The following is a 16,675-nucleotide window of genomic DNA, read 5'->3' on the forward strand; positions in this document are numbered from 1 at the left end:
TACCATATTTCATAAAGAAAAATAGAAATTGAGTAGAAAGAAAAGTGAAAGCTGATATTTCTATCTATGTAAGAAAACTGTTATGATTTTATTACAGAGTATAGAGAAAAGAGGTAAGAACGTAATAATGAAAAGACTATGCATAATTCCATGTGGGAAAAAGAAGATTTGGGATAAGTGCCCTGATATGGGGCCGACAGAAGCGAGAGAAGTATACATTAGTCCATTCGGAAAAGCGTGCCAAATGTATGCCTCTCAATTTTTTACACACTGGGTTATTTTATCCGCAAAGCATGGATTTTTACTGCCAACCGATATAGTGAAAGAAAATTATGATCTTGCATTTAATTCGAAAAGTAGTGAGATTATTAGTATAGAACAACTAAAAAAACAGATGATGGATAAAGACTTACTAGACTTTGATGAGATTGTTCTGCTTGCAGGTAAGAAGCATAAAGAAGTAGTGACAAAGTTATATCCAGAAGAAATCATTTCTTACCCATTAGAAGGCTGTAAAGGAATTGGATATATGTTGCAGAGGCTGAAGAAGGCAGTTGAAAATCATAATGAGATTCAGTAAATGTAAAAAAGTTTGATTTACGGGGAAGGTTAATAAGTAGTTATTAAAAGGGGCATTTGGGAACCCCTTTATTCTAAAGAGAATTTTTATTTAGATCATTCTAAATGTTGGTAATAGTTTATCACTTGCTCCATAAGATTTCTGATCTCTTTCACTGGTGGTTTTTTATCGTATATATCAATATGTGAAGAGTAATAATTTAAATTTCTAACAAGTCCTTTTCCGATTTTTTCTTTTAGGAAAGGAAATACTTGCCCAGTGTAGTCTTCAAGAGATTTACAATAATATTTTTCATCTAAATAAATACTATATTTACATGTTAGCTCTACTAGTGGGTTACCTTCAGAATCATATACATCTTTAGAGTCAAAAATGTCTATTAGTGCAAATCTATCATTAAGATAAACTTTTTTCTTTTTTTCAGGCTTATTAGAAAGAATAAAAGCGATACCTATTGCGTTAATCAATATGATGCCTCCTATAAAATATAAAGTGAAACTTTAACCAGCCTTCAACAAACGGACTTTTACGGGCAGTACTTCACCCAACTAATTTCTTTGCCTATAAATGCGGTATAAAGAAAGATACTAATAAAATATATCGATATATGCTAAATGTAAAGGGGTAAGGTGGATTTAGAGAAGAATCTGTTAATTTAGTTGGAGAAGTATAGAGTACAATGACTTTTAACAAATGATATAATGCTAATAGATGAAAGACTAAGAAAAGCAGGTGAATCTTTTTTGTTTACAAAAGCACAAGAACTTTTAGCTTCCTATTTTGGCTATTCGTCATTTCGTAGAGGGCAAGATGACACAATTAAAAATATATTGGATGGAAAAGATACCGTTTGTATTATGCCAACAGGCGGCGGGAAATCTTTATGTTATCAAATTCCAGCATTAGTGTTAGAGGGAACAACATTAGTTATTTCTCCACTTATTTCTCTAATGAAAGATCAAGTTGATACCTTAACCCAAAATGGTATTCCGGCAACATATATTAACGGTTCTATTTCAATTACAGAAGCAAATCAGCGCATTCAGTTAGCGAAACAAGGCCATTATAAATTGTTATATATTGCGCCGGAGCGCCTTGATTCGATTGACTTTATCGATCAGCTCATTGATATGAAAATCCCGTTAATTGCAATTGATGAGGCACACTGTATTTCACAATGGGGACATGATTTTCGTCCAAGCTATTTACATATTCATCGAGTTCTTGATTATCTTCCGGTTCAGCCAATTGTACTTGCATTAACAGCAACAGCAACGCCGCAAGTACGACAAGATATTTGTAATGCTTTAGAAATTGCAGAACAAAATACCATTATGACAACTTTTGAACGAGAAAATTTATCGTTTTCTGTTGTGAAGGGGCAGGATCGTGATGCCTTTTTATCAGAGTATATTCGTCAAAACAAAAAAGAAGCGGGAATTATTTATGCAGCGACGCGTAAAGTTGTTGATGCGCTGTATGAAAAATTAAATAAAGAAGACGTTTCTGTCGCACGTTATCATGCTGGTATGAATGATAATGATCGAAATGAACAACAAGAACGGTTTTTACGAGACGAAGTAAATGTAATGATTGCGACGTCTGCGTTTGGTATGGGAATTGACAAATCGAACATTCGGTACGTGATTCATTATCAACTTCCAAAAAACATGGAAAGTTATTATCAAGAAGCAGGACGTGCTGGACGTGATGGATTAGATAGTGAATGTATCTTGCTATATTCACCGCAAGATGTGCAAGTACAACGTTATTTAATTGATCAATCAACAGGAGCGTCTCGATTTTCTAATGAATTAGAGAAACTGCAACATATGACAGATTATTGCCATACAGAGAATTGCTTGCAATCATTCGTTTTACAATATTTTGGTGAAGAGCCGAAGCAAGATTGTGGCCGCTGCGGCAATTGTACAGACAACCGGAACAGTGTTGATGTTACAAAAGAAGCGCAAATGGTACTGTCATGCATGATTCGAACAAATCAACGTTTCGGTAAGCAAATGATTGCGCAAGTATTAACAGGATCAAAAAATAAAAAGGTAATGGAATTTAATTTTCATACATTACCAACGTACGGACTGCTATCAAATCAAAGTGTAAAAGAAGTGAGTGAGTTCATTGAGTTTTTAATCTCAGAAGAACTGATTGCAGTTGAACATGGTACGTATCCGACATTAAAGGTAACGGCAAAAGGAAAAGATGTTTTACTTGGGAACCAACCTATTTTCCAAAAAGAAAGAGTAGAAACAAAACAAATAGTGAAAGATCATCCACTATTCGAAGAGTTACGTCATGTACGTAAAGAAATTGCTCAAGGAGAAGGAGTACCGCCATTTGTTATTTTCTCCGATCAAACATTGCAAGATATGTGTGCAAAACTACCAAAAACATCAGAGGAAATGTTAGGAGTAAAAGGAATCGGGGAACATAAGCTTAATAAGTATGGAAATATATTTTTACAAGTTATCACAAATTTCATTGAACAGCATCCTGATATAGATGTAATGATTACAACGGAAGTGATAACTGAACGTAAGCAGTCAAAAAAGGCAATGAAAAATTCTCATCATGCAACATATGAAATGTATGAACAAGGGAAAGAACTTTCTCATATTGCTGAACTACGTGAGTTGTCTTTGCAAACTGTAGAAAGTCATTTAATTCGTTGTTTTGAAGAAGGAATGGAAGTAGATTGGCCAAGTTTTGTTCCGAAAGAATATGAATCTATGATTGCAACTGCAATTAAGAACGCTGATGGTGGATTGAAGGCTATAAAAGAACAACTTCCTGATTATATAAGTTATTTTATGATTCGCGCTTATTTACAAATGAAGAAATAGTAGTGTGATAGAAAGGGGGAATAACATGTATGAACCCGTTTTTCTTTACAAGTAATGACTGATTTATATAAAGTAGAATCAATATTTGTTTTATATCTATTCTAATGTATCTAGATTTCTCATATATTTAAGGATTGAGGGGAATTTGAAAGGGGAGTAAGGTATGAATAAACTAGTATTTAAACAATTTAAGATGACAAGAGGTTATTTTATTAAAAACGTAGAATCACTTTCGAAGGAAATAGTAAGTGTGCAGCCAAACGGTTTTAATAACACGATTCAATGGCATATCGGCCATGTATTAACGGTCGCTGAACAGTTTATGCTTGGCTTTCCACATAAAACGACCCAACTTCCTGCAAATTATATCGAATTATTTGGAAACGGTACAAAGCCGGCTGATTGGAAAGATGATGTACCTACCGTAGATACACTTATTATAGAGTTGAAAGATCAGTTAGTTCGTCTTCAACAAATTCCTGCTGAACGGTTAAATGAAACGCTGGAAAAACCATTTATGGGACTTGAAACTTTTGGAGAATTAGCAGGTCTTACGTTAATGCATGAAGCAAATCACTTAGGACAAATTCAAGCAATGAAGCGTATTATTGAACATGCATGAGTAAAGAATTAGTACGAAAAATAATTTAGTGAATTTCAAAAGGAGCTATCTCTCTGAGAATAGCTCCTTTTGATTATGGGCTTTAGTCTGTTGGGCCTGAAGAAGGTGAAACATAACCTCGGTTATGTGAATTTTTTGATAAACCTTTTATAAATACTTGACTTATAGCTTCCATTTTTAATACAATTAATCTTCGACTGAAAATTCCAACGAATGGGAGGGAATTCCAAAATGAATGACATTTATGAACTAGAGTTAGGGAAATTAAATCACACGCTTTCACAAATTAATCGTCAATTGAAGAAACTAGAGAGTATTCCAGTTTACCATGGAGAAAATTTTACAGAACAAGTGCTTGAAACGATGCGAGAATCTAATCGTCAAAGATTTCGTATTGCCAGTGAAGAACCTTATTTTGGACGATTAGACTTTCAAGAAGAAGGGCATGCAGAGCCAGCACCAGTTTATATTGGTAAAGTAGGTGCTTCTGACGAAGAAACGCAGCAACCAATCGTTGTTGATTGGCGGGCGCCTGTTGCCAGTATGTTTTATTCATTTACAGGAGGAGAAGATGCAGCTTTTTATGATTCTCCAGAAGGAATCGTTGAAGGAATTGTTCACTTAAAACGCAATATTTCTGTTAGGAAACAAACACTCGAACGTGTTGTGGATACATATGTAAGAGGAAGTGAGGATCTCTCACTAGCAGATGATTTTCTTCTCTATCGTTTAGGAGAAAATAAGGATAACAAATTAAAAGATATTGTTTCAACAATTCAAGCAGAACAAAATGATATTATCCGTGCTGAAAAAAATGTTCCTCTTATTATTCAAGGTGTTGCAGGTAGTGGGAAAACAACGATTGCTCTGCATCGTCTTGCTTTTTTAATTTATCAATATCAAGAGCAAATTAAGGCTGAGAAAATGATTGTTTTTGCACCAAATAGTATATTTCTCGATTATATTTCCAGCGTGTTACCAGAGCTTGGTGTTGGCGACATTTATCAAACTACGTTTCAAGATTGGGCATTACATACTTTAGAAAATAGTGCGCTTGTAAAAAATACCGATAAACAATTACAACAAGCATTTTCCATTCATAAAAATAAAGATGATATCATGGCTGGTAAATTAAAAGGATCAATCACGTTTCAACTATATATCAAGCAAAGTCTACCCAACTACGAGAAAAGTATAGTGCCAACGAATAATTTTGAACCTTGGGATGGTTCGGTATTGCATGGACAAATCATTCAGCAATGGTTTGAAGCAGAATATAAACATTATCCAGTTGGAAAGCGAAGAGAGCGAATTGTTGCTCGCATGAAGCGTTGGATTGAGATGGAACTCAAAATGATTTCAGATACAAATAAAAAGAAACAACTTAAGAAACAAGGAACCCAAAGACTGAATAGTTATTTAAAATGTTGGCCGAAGATGACTGCATTATCCTTTTACAGTATGCTAATGAAACAAGATGATATTGTAAGTGTGTTGCCAGCTGAACTCGTACAAGAAACAGCGAAAAACTGCCGAAAAAAAGAAGTGGCACTAGAAGATTTAGCACCGCTTATTTATATTCATCACTATTTAGAAGGCATAAAGATTGGACAGAAATTTCATCATGTTGTAATTGATGAGGCGCAAGACTTCTCACCATTTCAACTTTCCGTTTTAAAAGAAATAACGCTAGGTAATTCTTTTACTATTTTAGGTGATTTATCACAAGCGATTCATGAGTATCAAGGTATCGATGATTGGAAACAGTTTCAAGATGTATTTGATCACAACGCACAGTACTTTGAATTAACGAGAAGTTATCGCTCAACAAAAGAAATTATTTATTTTGCAAATGAAGTGATTCAAACAGCAAATATTCCAGTAGGTCTTGCTAATCCTGTGTTTCGCAGTGGTGAAAATGTAAAAGTCGTCTCAACAAAAGATCAATTGCAATCTATTCTATCTACTGTAAAGACTATGCAAGAACAAAATGTAAAAACGATTGCGATTATCGGACGTACAGAGGAAGAATGCCGTGAAATATATGGGAAACTCACAGAAGCTGGTATTTCTACAAATATAATAGAAGCGAATCAAAGTAAATATGAAGGCGGTATTTCAGTCGTTCCTGTTTATTTAGCGAAAGGATTAGAATTTGACGCAGTACTGCTTATGGATGTAGATGAAACTCATTATAAACAAACAAAGCAAGATGCAAAATTGTTATATGTCGGGTGTACTCGCTCGCTACATGACTTATGGATTTTTTATTCGGGGACATGTTCACCTTTAATTCAACAAATTCCAAAAGAGTTGTACGAAGAAAGGATCGATGTTTAATTAAGAAGGAAATGAAATTACAAGCTATGGCTCTGAAAGTACGCTATGTTTCATGTTACTTTTAGCGTTATAGCTATTTTTATAAATTGTTCTAAAAAGCATGTTTACTCAGCAGGTCGTGGTCCTGCATCCATTCCTGAGTTTTCTACTGTTAAAACAGGACGAACTGTCATGTCTGGATTTATATATACTTGACATGATAAGCGTAAGTGATCTTCTACACCTTTTTCCGCAAATGCAATTTTTTCAACCTTACCAGGCTCACAAAAATCACCATCTAATATTTCCAATCGGCAAGTTGTACATTTAGCTTTACCGCCGCAGTGATGAAGAATATTTACACCATTGTCTTCTAGCGCCAATACTAATTTTGTTCCTGTTTCTACTTCAAAAGTACCTCTTCCAAGAACGGTTATTTTTGGCATTTTATACTCTCCTTCTATAAAATATGAATAACATAATTATCACCTTACCCTGTAAAAGGTAAACGTAAGAGCAATAAAATTTATTATAAATAATTTCAAAACTTCCGTAACTTTTTTCTTTGTTGGATCGTTTATTAAATAAGCGCGCTTAAAAGGAGTGATCACTTTGAATACGAAAAGAAAGTCGATGTTACAACCTAATTTAGAAATTCAACAATCTAATAGATCAATCATTATTAAACACTATGCAGAACTAAAGCGTTATTGTACGTTTTTAACGAAAAACAAATGGGATGGAGAAGATCTCGCACAAGAAACAATATGTAAAGTGTTAAAAAAATATACGGATATGGAATGGAAGCAAAGTATTTGTTTAACGTTGCTGTACAAAGTAGCTCGCAATCAATGGCTGGATCAAATGCGAACAAAAGCATATGAAACAGAAAGCGATAAAGAAGCTTCTTATGAACCGCATGAAAATGTTGCTGAATTATATGATTTAATCGAAACGATACTATCTTGTTTAAATGAAATGCAAACGGTCATTTTCTTATTAAAGGATGTGTTTGAATATAGCTTAGCTGATATTGCAGCTATTACTTCTATGTCAGAAGGAGCGGTAAAAGCTTCCTTGTTTCGAACACGTAACAAACTGAAAACGATAAAAGAAGAGGAACGTTTTGTAATTTCAAAAGACATGGAAGAAGATATGGAAATACTCGTAAAAGCGATTCGGAAACAAAGGCCAGAGTTATTAATAGAACTCATGCCAACACTGAAATTTTCAAAAATCTCACAACAACAACCATTCCTTTTATTACACAAAAAATCTTTTTACAACTGTTTCTCATGTGCTGCTTAAACAAAAAATGATGGAGGGATTTTTATGAATGCGATTCCTTATGTGATAGAACAAACGAAACTTGGAGAACGTTCATATGATATTTATTCTCGGTTATTAAAGGATAGAATTATTATGATTGGGCAAGAAATTAATGATCAAGTTGCCAGTAGTGTTGTAGCGCAGTTATTATTCTTAACGGCAGAAAATGCAGAGAAGGACATATCTATTTATATTAACAGTCCTGGCGGTTCAACTTCTGCAGGTTTTGCTATTTTAGATACGATGAATTATATTAAGCCAGATGTGCAAACCATATGTATCGGTCTAGCAGCTTCGTTTGGAGCATTATTGTTACTATCGGGAGCAGAAGGGAAGCGATTTGCTTTGCCAAATAGTGAAATTATGATTCATCAGCCACTCGGCGGAACGCAAGGGCAAGCAACTGAAATTGAGATTTCAGCAAGACGGATTTTGAAATTAAAAGAACATATCAATCAAATTATTGCCGATAAAACAGGACAGCCAGTTGAGAAAGTAGCAAAAGATACAGAACGGGATTACTTTATGAGTGCAGAAGAGGCAAAAACATACGGTATTGTAGATGGGATTATCGGTTAAAGCTGAAGAGGGGTTATTGAAAGGTATTGTTCAATAACCTCTTTTTGAATAATAAACAATTGAATTTTCTCAATTCATGGAATAAAATGAAAATATTATATATTTTTCCTTATTAATATATAAAATACATATTGTTTAAGGGGTTACTATGCAAAGAAAAAGATTAAGAAATTTAGATATTCATATTGGAAAATTAAAACCAGGAACATTTAATGCAATTACAGATGTAGAAGGTGTTATCGTCGGTCACAAAACAATTTTAGATAAAGATGTTTGTTCTGGACTTTCCGTCATTCTCCCTAACAACGGGAATCTAGCTGGATCACATTTTCCAGCAGGTTTTTTCTCTTTTAATGGAACGGGTGAATTCACAGGAAGTCATTGGATTGATGAAACAGGTACTCTTGTAACTCCGATTGTTTTTACTGGTAGTCATTTGCTTGGATTAGCACATCATTTTCTGTCACGTGCTACAAGAAGAATCGAAAATTTAGAGCCTTTCTCAAATGGGATAGTTGCAGAGACGTGGGATGGATGGTTAAGTGATTTAGAAAAAACATCCATGACATATGAGGATTTAGAAGAAGCGATTTCTCATGCCAAATCTGGCGTGGTCGAAGAAGGAAATGTCGGCGGCGGTACAGGAATGATTTGTTTTGAATTTAAAGGTGGCATTGGCACTTCTTCTCGCGTTATTGAATGTGAATCAGGGACTTATACAGTCGGGGCTCTTGTACAAACCAATTTTGGTAGAAGAGAAGATTTTGTTCTTAATCATAAACCCGTTGGCAGTATCTTAAATGAAACGGAAATTCCATTACCATGGAGCACTCCGGAAAATGCAGGCTCTCTTCTCGTTACAGTAGCAACAGATGCGCCGTTATTACCTTCACAATGTGAAAGAATATCAAAAAGAGCATCGCTAGCAATGGCTAAATTAGGTGGTATTGGAGAAGAAGGTAGTGGGGATTTCTTCCTAACTTTTTCAACGGGGAATTGCTATTCTTACGATAATGAAACTCCTTATCCTCTCGATATGTTTCCATCAGAACAGTTAGATTTTATTTTTGAGGCGGCGATTGAATCTGTTCAAGAAGCAATTGTTAATTCTATGTGTATGGCAGAAACGATAACAGGACAAAAAGAGAGACAAGTACATGCATTGCCGTTAGACAAGTTAGTAGAAATCTTAAAATCTTAAACTAGGTAATGTATTGTCATCGACAGGGGGCCTTTATGTTTTATAGAAGGAAGTTTTATATTGTAAAAAGCGAGTTTGTTGAAATTTTTAACACTCATTTTAATGAAACGAACTTACCTAATCAATTAAAATGCGGTTCACGGCTAATAGGGCGATGGATGAAAGATAATGGTGATGGCACCGCCGAAGTTTTTGCTATATGGGAATATGATAGTTATGAGGATTATGTAGAAATTGAATCCAAAATTAGAAGTGATCAGGCTCATCTTAAACGGATTCATGACTGGTACGAAAAACACGGTGGAAGAGAGCGTGTGTTAAAGGAATATATATTGGAGATGAGAAACGAAGCTTTAGAATCAACTGTAACGGGAACCAAATCACATATGAATGAGTAATTTTAAGTATTCTTTTTTTTATGAAAAAGGCACGATTGTTCAAACTTGATCCAGTTTTGTTAGGAGTATACAAATAGGGGGAGTATATATGTTTTCTCACGATCAAAATTGCTTTATTTGTAACAAACACGAAGGAAGTATATCTGTGCCAGGCGGTGTCATTTACGAAGATGACTTTGTCTATGTTGGACATGTGTATTGGGAGGGAGAGGAAACATATTTAGGTTATTTGATGATCGATACGAAAAGACATACACCAGGATTGGCGGAATTAAATGAAAAAGAAGCGCAAACATTCGGGCTCATTGTTAGTAGAGTAAGCCGTGCTTTAAAAGAATGCGAGGGTGCGGAACATATTTATGCATTTGTATCTGGAAATGGCGTACCACATATGCATATGCATCTTATTCCGCGCTATCCGAACACTCCAAAAGAATATTGGTCTCCAACAAAAATTGCAACATGGCCAGGGGCGCCTCTAGGAAGAGAAAAAGAAATTGAACAATTATGTGAAAGGATTAAAATGTATTTGGTGAATGTATATGAATATAATGGATAAACCTCAGCAGTTTACATGGATAGGGAATGAAGAGATGTGTATCGATGAAGTAAATATTGATCAATGCGGTGATGTAATAATTGGGAGATATGGCGGGAACAAAATCGCTGGTGCTAAAAAGAACGAAGACGGAGCATTAGTGTGGGCGTATAACGATTGGGAACTTGCTATGATTTTAGATGCACACTATAGCGCGGAAAGTACAGCATTATTAGTAAAAACGATGCAAAATGAGTTTTCTAATCTAAAAGTCTTGTTAAATGAGCCGATAGAAACGGTATTTAACTCTGTAGAAAAACATATATTATCTATTTTTCAATCTGAATCATTTCAACAATCTTGCCGGCGTATAAAAGGAGAAACAGCTTGTTTAATTTGTGTACGAAAAGAAAATTATCTCTGGTGGTTATCCATTGGAGATTGTCTCGTATATCTTCTGCATGATGAATTACATAAATTAGGTCAGTATACTTTGAATCAACGAAACTTCTATGAATGGATTGGCTTTATCAATACATTTTCATTACCAGTTCCTTGTTATTCATCTGGAGTTCGAGAATTGCGTACTGGACATAACCGTATTGTAATGGTGACGGATGGTGTATTAGAATGCGGTGAACAATATTACGAAAAACCATGCAACTTATATACTGATCTCTATGCAAATAGAGAGACTATACAACTAACGGATTGTATTGAAAAAGTATTACAGCATGTACATCAGCAGCAAGGAAGAGATAGTGCGACGATTATAAGCTGGGATTATATCAATTCTTTACCATCTACTTATCCTAGTGATCAAATATTTCAAAAGTAAAGTTTAATTCTTGTAAAGAAGGAGGATAACATGGATTTAGAAATTGTTTTTGAAGAATTTCCGATGTTGGAATCTACGAATTTAGTATTAAAGAAAATTGAAGATGTTCATTTGCAGGACCTATATGCAATCTATAGTAACGATAAAGTATTTGAATACTGTGGAATAATACCGAAGCATAATATAAAGACGGTAAGTAAAATGATTCAACACTTTGAGAGAGACTATGACAAGCAGAGTAGAATTAAATGGGGAATTTTTCAAAAGAATAAAAGTGATACATTAGTTGGAATTGTTGAAACATTAGATTTTAATCGCAAGGTAAATATGGCCACAATCGGATACTTTTTAGCAGAAGAATACTGGGGGAGAGGGATTGCGTCTGAGGCGGTTCAAACAGTTGTAAAATTTTTATTTGAGGATGTCCATATAAATCGAATACAAGCTGAAGTAATGCCAGTAAATGATATATCAAAGAAGGTACTTTTAAAGAACGGGTTCATAAAAGAAGGATTATTAAGACAAGCTACATTATGGTCTGGGAAGGGGATTGTTGATTTAGAAATATATAGTGTTTTACATGAGGATTATAAATAATGTGGACATACTTATAATCCTTCAATTAAACAATGAATGACCTTTTTCGTAAAGTTAACTATATAAATTCATTATGAAGAGGCAAATTAGCATTTCTCCTATATGGAATGCTAATTTGCCCCTAGTTGTAAGAACGCTAGTACTACCTCCACTAATTAAATCTGGACGTATTCGGCGATTACAACATTTCGATATACCCTTCTGTTCCATGCACGCGAATTCGTTGCCCATCTTTTATCAGTTTGGTAGCATTCTCTACTCCGACAACTGCTGGTAAGCCATATTCCCGTGCGATAACTGCTCCGTGGGTCATCAGTCCACCAACTTCGGTGACTAGACCTTTTATGGATATAAATAATGGTGTCCAGCCAGGGTCAGTAAAGGAGGTGACTAATATATCTCCATCTTCTAAATCCGCATCTTCCATGTTTAAGATGACACGTGCTCGCCCCTCTATAACTCCGGAAGAAACAGGTAGACCTACAATCGCTTTGGCTGGGAGATTTTCTCGTTTGTACTTACCCGTAATAATTTCACCATTAGACGTGATAACACGTGGAGGCGTTAGTTTTTTATATAGTTTGTAATCGTCTTTTCGTTTGCAAACGATCTGGTAATCAAGTTTATTTGTACGGACGACTTCTTGAAGTTCTTCAAAAGCCAAGTAGTATATATCTTCAATTTCATGAATAACGCCGTCTTTTACGAGTTGTTCAGCTTCTTTTAGTAAAGCCTGCTTATAAACGAAGTAGCGATTAATCATGCCGTATTTTGGGTATTCACGATAACCGATGGAATTCCGGATTAGTTCGATCATTCGTTTTGTTTCTTTGGCTTTTAATTTACCATCCGGTAATTGCTTTAATCGATCTAATAACTCTTGTTCTTTTTTCAAAGCTTCCTGTCGCCCTTGCTCAAATTTCTGATTGCTAGCATTAGGCTCAAAGTTTTTGATATTACTAAGAATCATTGGGACAAGTGTAGTTGGTTTTTCGCTCCAACGAGTTTTAGTAATATCGATTTCTCCGGTACATCGCATGCCGTATTTGCTGAGATAATCATAGATAGCGTCTTGTGTTTCCTGTCCACCATCAAACTTAACCAGTTCATCCAAAAAGTTATCATCTTTTACTTGTTGTAAATAATCAATTACTTCTGGATAAGGACGAATCACATCTGCAACATCCAATAGCGCCAGACCCATTTCTGAAGTAATATTGTTTGGTACAGATAGAGAAAGCGTGTCTGCTACGTTTTTTTCACCTAACCACTTGTTCATTTTTTCATTGATCCATGTTGAAGCATCCATAGCAGCCATAATCACACCCAAACTTTGTGGGTCAAATAAAATCTTCTTTAATTTCTGGATATCTTCTAGAATAAAATCAAATAAATCTGATCCTGATTTCGTTTGGATGTTTTGTTCTAACTCTTCTATCGATATTTGACTACTCGTAATCAAATTAGAAACGATTGTTGGATCGTTTTCGATTTTTGCTTGAAAACCTGAAGACGATATACTTTTATTGCTCTTACTGGGACTCTGTTCTTTTTTATCATCTGGTAGTGATTTTATAAAATCTTCTCGCTCTATTACAGTCATGAGTGCGTCTTTTATGAGCGGATCAGATTGTCCCAATGTATCTATTATCGTTTTTCTGCTGACAGGCGAAGCCAGATTATGCGTGATATCAACAAATAACCTTCCAGCAGCTTTAAACCTGGGTCCAAAAGATGTTAACTGGAATAAAGACATTCCCAGTGGTTTCATGGGATCGGTCATCATTTGTTGATGACCAACAGATACATAGACGTGATTTTCTTGATCATTGGCTTCAGGGATGGGGTATAAAGTAGTGATTGGACGACTCTGGACAATATAGAATGTATCATCAACTAAACACCATTCGATATCTTGTGGGCAACCAAAATAAGCTTCGATCTGTCTTCCTATGCGTGCTAGTTGTAAAATTTGTTGTTCAGTAAGTGTTTGAGTCTTTTGTTGATCGGGATTGATCTGCTGGGTCTCTGTTCCGCCTTCTTTTAGTCCATAGATAGCCAATTTTTTGGTTGCTATCATCTTATCGACGATTTCCTCTTCCTGTACTTTATAACAATCGGCAGATACCAAGCCAGAGACCAGTGCTTCTCCAAGCCCATAACTGGCATCGATTGATAGCAGCTTTCGGTTAGAAGTAATCGGATCAGCAGTAAATAAAATCCCTGAAACTTGCGGAAAAACCATCCTTTGAACGATAACGGATAAATAAACTTGACTGTGGTCAAATCCATTTTGCATACGGTAGATTACCGCTCGATCCGTAAATAGGGAAGCCCAACATTTGCTGATCTGCTGCATGATTGCTTCTTTGCCGATGATATTTAAATAGGTGTCTTGTTGACCAGCAAAAGAGGCATGTGGTAAATCTTCAGCAGTCGCGCTAGAACGCACTGCATAAGCATGCTCATCACCAAACTTGGAGAGATAGTGAGTAACTGCTTTCACAACATCGGAAGGAATTTCTACTTCCATAATGATTTGTCGAATCTTCCTGCTGACTTCACCAATTTGATCTCGATCTTCTAATTTTAGCATTGTTAGTTGATCCAACAAAGCATAATACGTTTCGTTTTGTTCGATGGCTTTTTGATATCCCACTGTTGTAACGCAAAATCCTTCTGGTACTTGTATTCCTTCAATTTTTGATAATTCCCCTAAATTCAACCCTTTTCCACCAACGAGCAAAAGCTGCGTTTTTTCCATTTCCTGAAAACCGAGAACCAAAGAACTCATTCTACATCTCTCCTAATCATTAATGTTCTATTGATTTTAGCAGTAGTAAATGAGAATAAAAAGTCTATATTAACCATTTTTTAAATGCTATAATTAATTTAGGAAGAGTTCAAAAAACAACTAAATTCTACCATAAAATAGTAAACTGACTTCTTCGTCTCGCCTGTAATCGACAGGTATGGAATAACCAAAGAAAACTGATTTTTGTCCGAAGTTGGGATAAGTCGTAGAATGTCTGAATTTGAGAAAATCGGTAAATACTTTGGTCATCAGATTCCGAATTGATTTGAATAATATATAGGTGTTGCCTGTGTTACTTCACTAATAGGGATCTTTAATTGAAAAAAGGACAATACATATTAGTTATATAAAACATGTATTGTCCTTTTTTATTAGGATTTTTTCAATTTAAGTCTTGATAATGTACGATTTTTTACTTTTGGTGACGTGACCCCTTCATAGCGATAAGAAACAGTCATTATTTATTCAAAGCGTTCGTAATAAAATGATACAAGAACATTCATGTTAACGGGAGGAAGAGGAATGCACTACAACGATCGGAAAAAGAAATGGAACGACTTTTCCAAAACAATGCCGCATTCTCTTTTAGATGTGAAAAACAAGTTAAAGAAAAAATGTGAAAACAAACAACTTCCCGTTAAAACATGGAAGTTAACAGAAGAAGAAACAATGATAATTCATAAAATAAAAGAACAAACAAGACGACACAACAAAAATAATGTGACGCGAACGCACGTTTATTATCGTTTTTACCGCCGATACCCAGAAATACAATGGGCATTACTTGGGCATATGGTATCGCGTAATGGAGGTTGGAATATGACTGATTTAAAAGGGGAGTTATATACAAGACTATTGTCAGAAAAAGATCAACTCACCTTTTTTTCTTTTCTAGAACGAGGGAACTGGTTATTAAAAATAGGCAAGAGAAGAATAATCCATTTTTAAAAAGTAACATTTGTTTCGAATTGAGAGCTGTTTATACAGCTCTTTTTTATAAAAACTAAATTTAAGCAAAACAAAGACAACTTACATTAGACAAGAATACGTATCTTTTTCTAAAGGAAATGCCTTCTCAGCTGTTGCAAGAAGTTTTTGCACGTTTGAAAAAAGCATTTGATTATTTTTTTCGTAAAGAAGCAAAGTATCCAAAATAGAAAAGATGAGTTGAACCCTTATAAAGGGGTACAGCTGAGATAACGTGTAAAAACAGGTCATAGACTTACTTTTATTTCCAACAATAACCTGTTGGGTACTGACAACCAAACACGGATTTTATACGTTAAAGATATACAGGATTTCATGCAGGCTACGAGAACCGTTTAAATTACTAAATGCTGTTGTGACAGGTATGTATGAAATTCCGCATACAGCGGAGGAACGAAAGGCTGGAAGACTCTTGGTATGAAGGGTTTTCTGGGAGTTGGTTACTGCTGATAATGATACTTTACATGAATATCCTATTCATCCAATTTTGTACAAAATCGTCCTTACTGATGGTACAATTAAAGTCATGGAGGGGTATTATGGGTTATATTAAATTTTATGGAATACTGTTTCTTATATTTGGCACTGGAATATTTGTAATTATCAAGTCTGATTTACAAAAAATCAAGGAAAAAAACCTGTCATTCGTAATGATCTGTTTAGGGATAAATATACTCGCAATTCCAACGGCTTTTTTTATAGGTGGAATGGCAACAGCTCCCCCAGACAGTACTGAACTTGATTTTTGGAAAGGATTCTTCTGTATTCAGGGAATACCGCTTCTCATGCTACTTCTAGCCTTAGTTTGGTGGTTTATCGTTGGAATAAGGAAAAAGTCCACATGTAAGATTTTAAAATGACTTCCGCTAACGAAAATTGTGTAAATAAGCTGTCCATATGGACAGCTTATTGTATTTTGTAATTAGCGTGGTTTTTTCCGAAATGCTGACGGTACCTCTCCTTATTTTTGGGTGTGAGGGCTAGTTCCTTTTGTACCATAAAAACATTTTC

The 16,675-nt window shown here is 35.1% G+C and carries 15 protein-coding genes and 1 pseudogene; 13 read left to right on the plus strand and 3 right to left on the minus strand.

All coding sequences use genetic code 11. The features are described from left to right. Positions 1-127: 127 nt before the first annotated feature. Positions 128-580 (plus strand): DUF6884 domain-containing protein, encoded by a 453-nt coding sequence (locus tag H280_RS0114390; protein ID WP_020061838.1) that lies wholly within the window; start codon positions 128-130, stop codon positions 578-580. A 95-nt stretch (positions 581-675) separates the two neighbouring features. On the opposite strand, the gene H280_RS0114395 is transcribed toward H280_RS0114390, so the two are convergent. Continuing rightward, entirely contained in the window at positions 676-1,047 is a 372-nt protein-coding gene (locus H280_RS0114395) for a hypothetical protein (RefSeq protein WP_020061839.1), read from the minus strand. Positions 1,048-1,323: 276 nt separating this feature from the next. Between H280_RS0114395 and recQ the strand changes: the two genes are divergently transcribed. The 3 genes from recQ (at position 1,324) to H280_RS0114410 (ending at position 6,403) form a co-directional block, all read left to right on the plus strand. Further along, positions 1,324-3,441: a DNA helicase RecQ gene (gene recQ, locus H280_RS0114400; protein WP_020061840.1), complete on the plus strand. Its 2,118-nt coding sequence runs from the start codon at positions 1,324-1,326 to the stop codon at positions 3,439-3,441. Between the two features lie 163 nt (positions 3,442-3,604). Continuing rightward, positions 3,605-4,063, plus strand: a complete 459-nt coding sequence (locus H280_RS0114405) for a DinB family protein (RefSeq protein WP_020061841.1) — start codon at positions 3,605-3,607, stop codon at positions 4,061-4,063. A gap of 231 nt (positions 4,064-4,294) precedes the next feature. After that, positions 4,295-6,403 carry a HelD family protein gene (locus H280_RS0114410; RefSeq protein WP_020061842.1) on the plus strand — a complete coding sequence of 703 codons (2,109 nt, stop codon included), beginning with the start codon at positions 4,295-4,297 and terminating at the stop codon, positions 6,401-6,403. A 104-nt stretch (positions 6,404-6,507) separates the two neighbouring features. On the opposite strand, the gene H280_RS0114415 is transcribed toward H280_RS0114410, so the two are convergent. Continuing rightward, positions 6,508-6,828: a 2Fe-2S iron-sulfur cluster-binding protein gene (locus tag H280_RS0114415; protein WP_020061843.1), complete on the minus strand. Its 321-nt coding sequence runs from the start codon at positions 6,826-6,828 to the stop codon at positions 6,508-6,510. Between the two features lie 166 nt (positions 6,829-6,994). Here H280_RS0114415 and H280_RS0114420 point away from each other — a divergent pair, with 166 nt between their 5' ends. The 7 genes from H280_RS0114420 (at position 6,995) to H280_RS0114450 (ending at position 11,862) form a co-directional block, all read left to right on the plus strand. After that, the gene (locus H280_RS0114420) at positions 6,995-7,690 is read left to right on the plus strand and encodes an RNA polymerase subunit sigma-70 (RefSeq protein WP_020061844.1); all 696 of its coding nucleotides are present in this window, start codon (positions 6,995-6,997) and stop codon (positions 7,688-7,690) included. Positions 7,691-7,714: 24 nt separating this feature from the next. After that, positions 7,715-8,290: an ATP-dependent Clp endopeptidase proteolytic subunit ClpP gene (gene clpP / locus H280_RS0114425; RefSeq protein WP_020061845.1), complete on the plus strand. Its 576-nt coding sequence runs from the start codon at positions 7,715-7,717 to the stop codon at positions 8,288-8,290. Positions 8,291-8,438: 148 nt separating this feature from the next. Continuing rightward, the gene (locus H280_RS0114430) at positions 8,439-9,491 is read left to right on the plus strand and encodes a P1 family peptidase (protein ID WP_020061846.1); all 1,053 of its coding nucleotides are present in this window, start codon (positions 8,439-8,441) and stop codon (positions 9,489-9,491) included. 35 nt (positions 9,492-9,526) lie between these two features. After that, on the plus strand, positions 9,527-9,889 hold the full coding sequence (locus H280_RS0114435; protein ID WP_020061847.1) for an NIPSNAP family protein: 363 nt from the start codon (positions 9,527-9,529) through the stop codon (positions 9,887-9,889). Between the two features lie 88 nt (positions 9,890-9,977). After that, positions 9,978-10,448 (plus strand): HIT family protein, encoded by a 471-nt coding sequence (locus tag H280_RS0114440; protein WP_020061848.1) that lies wholly within the window; start codon positions 9,978-9,980, stop codon positions 10,446-10,448. Beyond that, positions 10,432-11,265 (plus strand): protein phosphatase 2C domain-containing protein, encoded by an 834-nt coding sequence (locus H280_RS0114445; RefSeq protein WP_020061849.1) that lies wholly within the window; start codon positions 10,432-10,434, stop codon positions 11,263-11,265. Before H280_RS0114440 ends, H280_RS0114445 begins: the two co-directional genes overlap by 17 nt. Positions 11,266-11,295: 30 nt before the next feature. Continuing rightward, positions 11,296-11,862, plus strand: coding sequence for a GNAT family N-acetyltransferase (locus H280_RS0114450; protein WP_020061850.1), 567 nt, complete (start codon positions 11,296-11,298; stop codon positions 11,860-11,862). A gap of 178 nt (positions 11,863-12,040) precedes the next feature. Here H280_RS0114450 and ppsA read toward each other — a convergent pair whose 3' ends face one another. Then, the gene (ppsA, locus tag H280_RS0114455; protein WP_020061851.1) at positions 12,041-14,656 is read right to left on the minus strand and encodes a phosphoenolpyruvate synthase; all 2,616 of its coding nucleotides are present in this window, start codon (positions 14,654-14,656) and stop codon (positions 12,041-12,043) included. Between the two features lie 522 nt (positions 14,657-15,178). On the opposite strand from ppsA, the pseudogene H280_RS0114460 reads away from it, so the two are divergent. Both H280_RS0114460 and H280_RS0114465 read left to right on the plus strand, forming a co-directional pair. Next, a pseudogene (locus H280_RS0114460) lies at positions 15,179-15,592 on the plus strand (DUF2515 family protein); the annotation flags it as partial. Positions 15,593-16,203: 611 nt separating this feature from the next. After that, positions 16,204-16,524, plus strand: coding sequence for a hypothetical protein (locus H280_RS0114465; protein ID WP_020061853.1), 321 nt, complete (start codon positions 16,204-16,206; stop codon positions 16,522-16,524). The last annotated feature ends 151 nt before the right edge of the window (positions 16,525-16,675 follow it).

Origin of the sequence: Bacillus sp. 123MFChir2 (assembly GCF_000383235.1) — a bacterium.
Taxonomy (GTDB): domain Bacteria; phylum Bacillota; class Bacilli; order Bacillales; family Bacillaceae_G; genus Bacillus_A.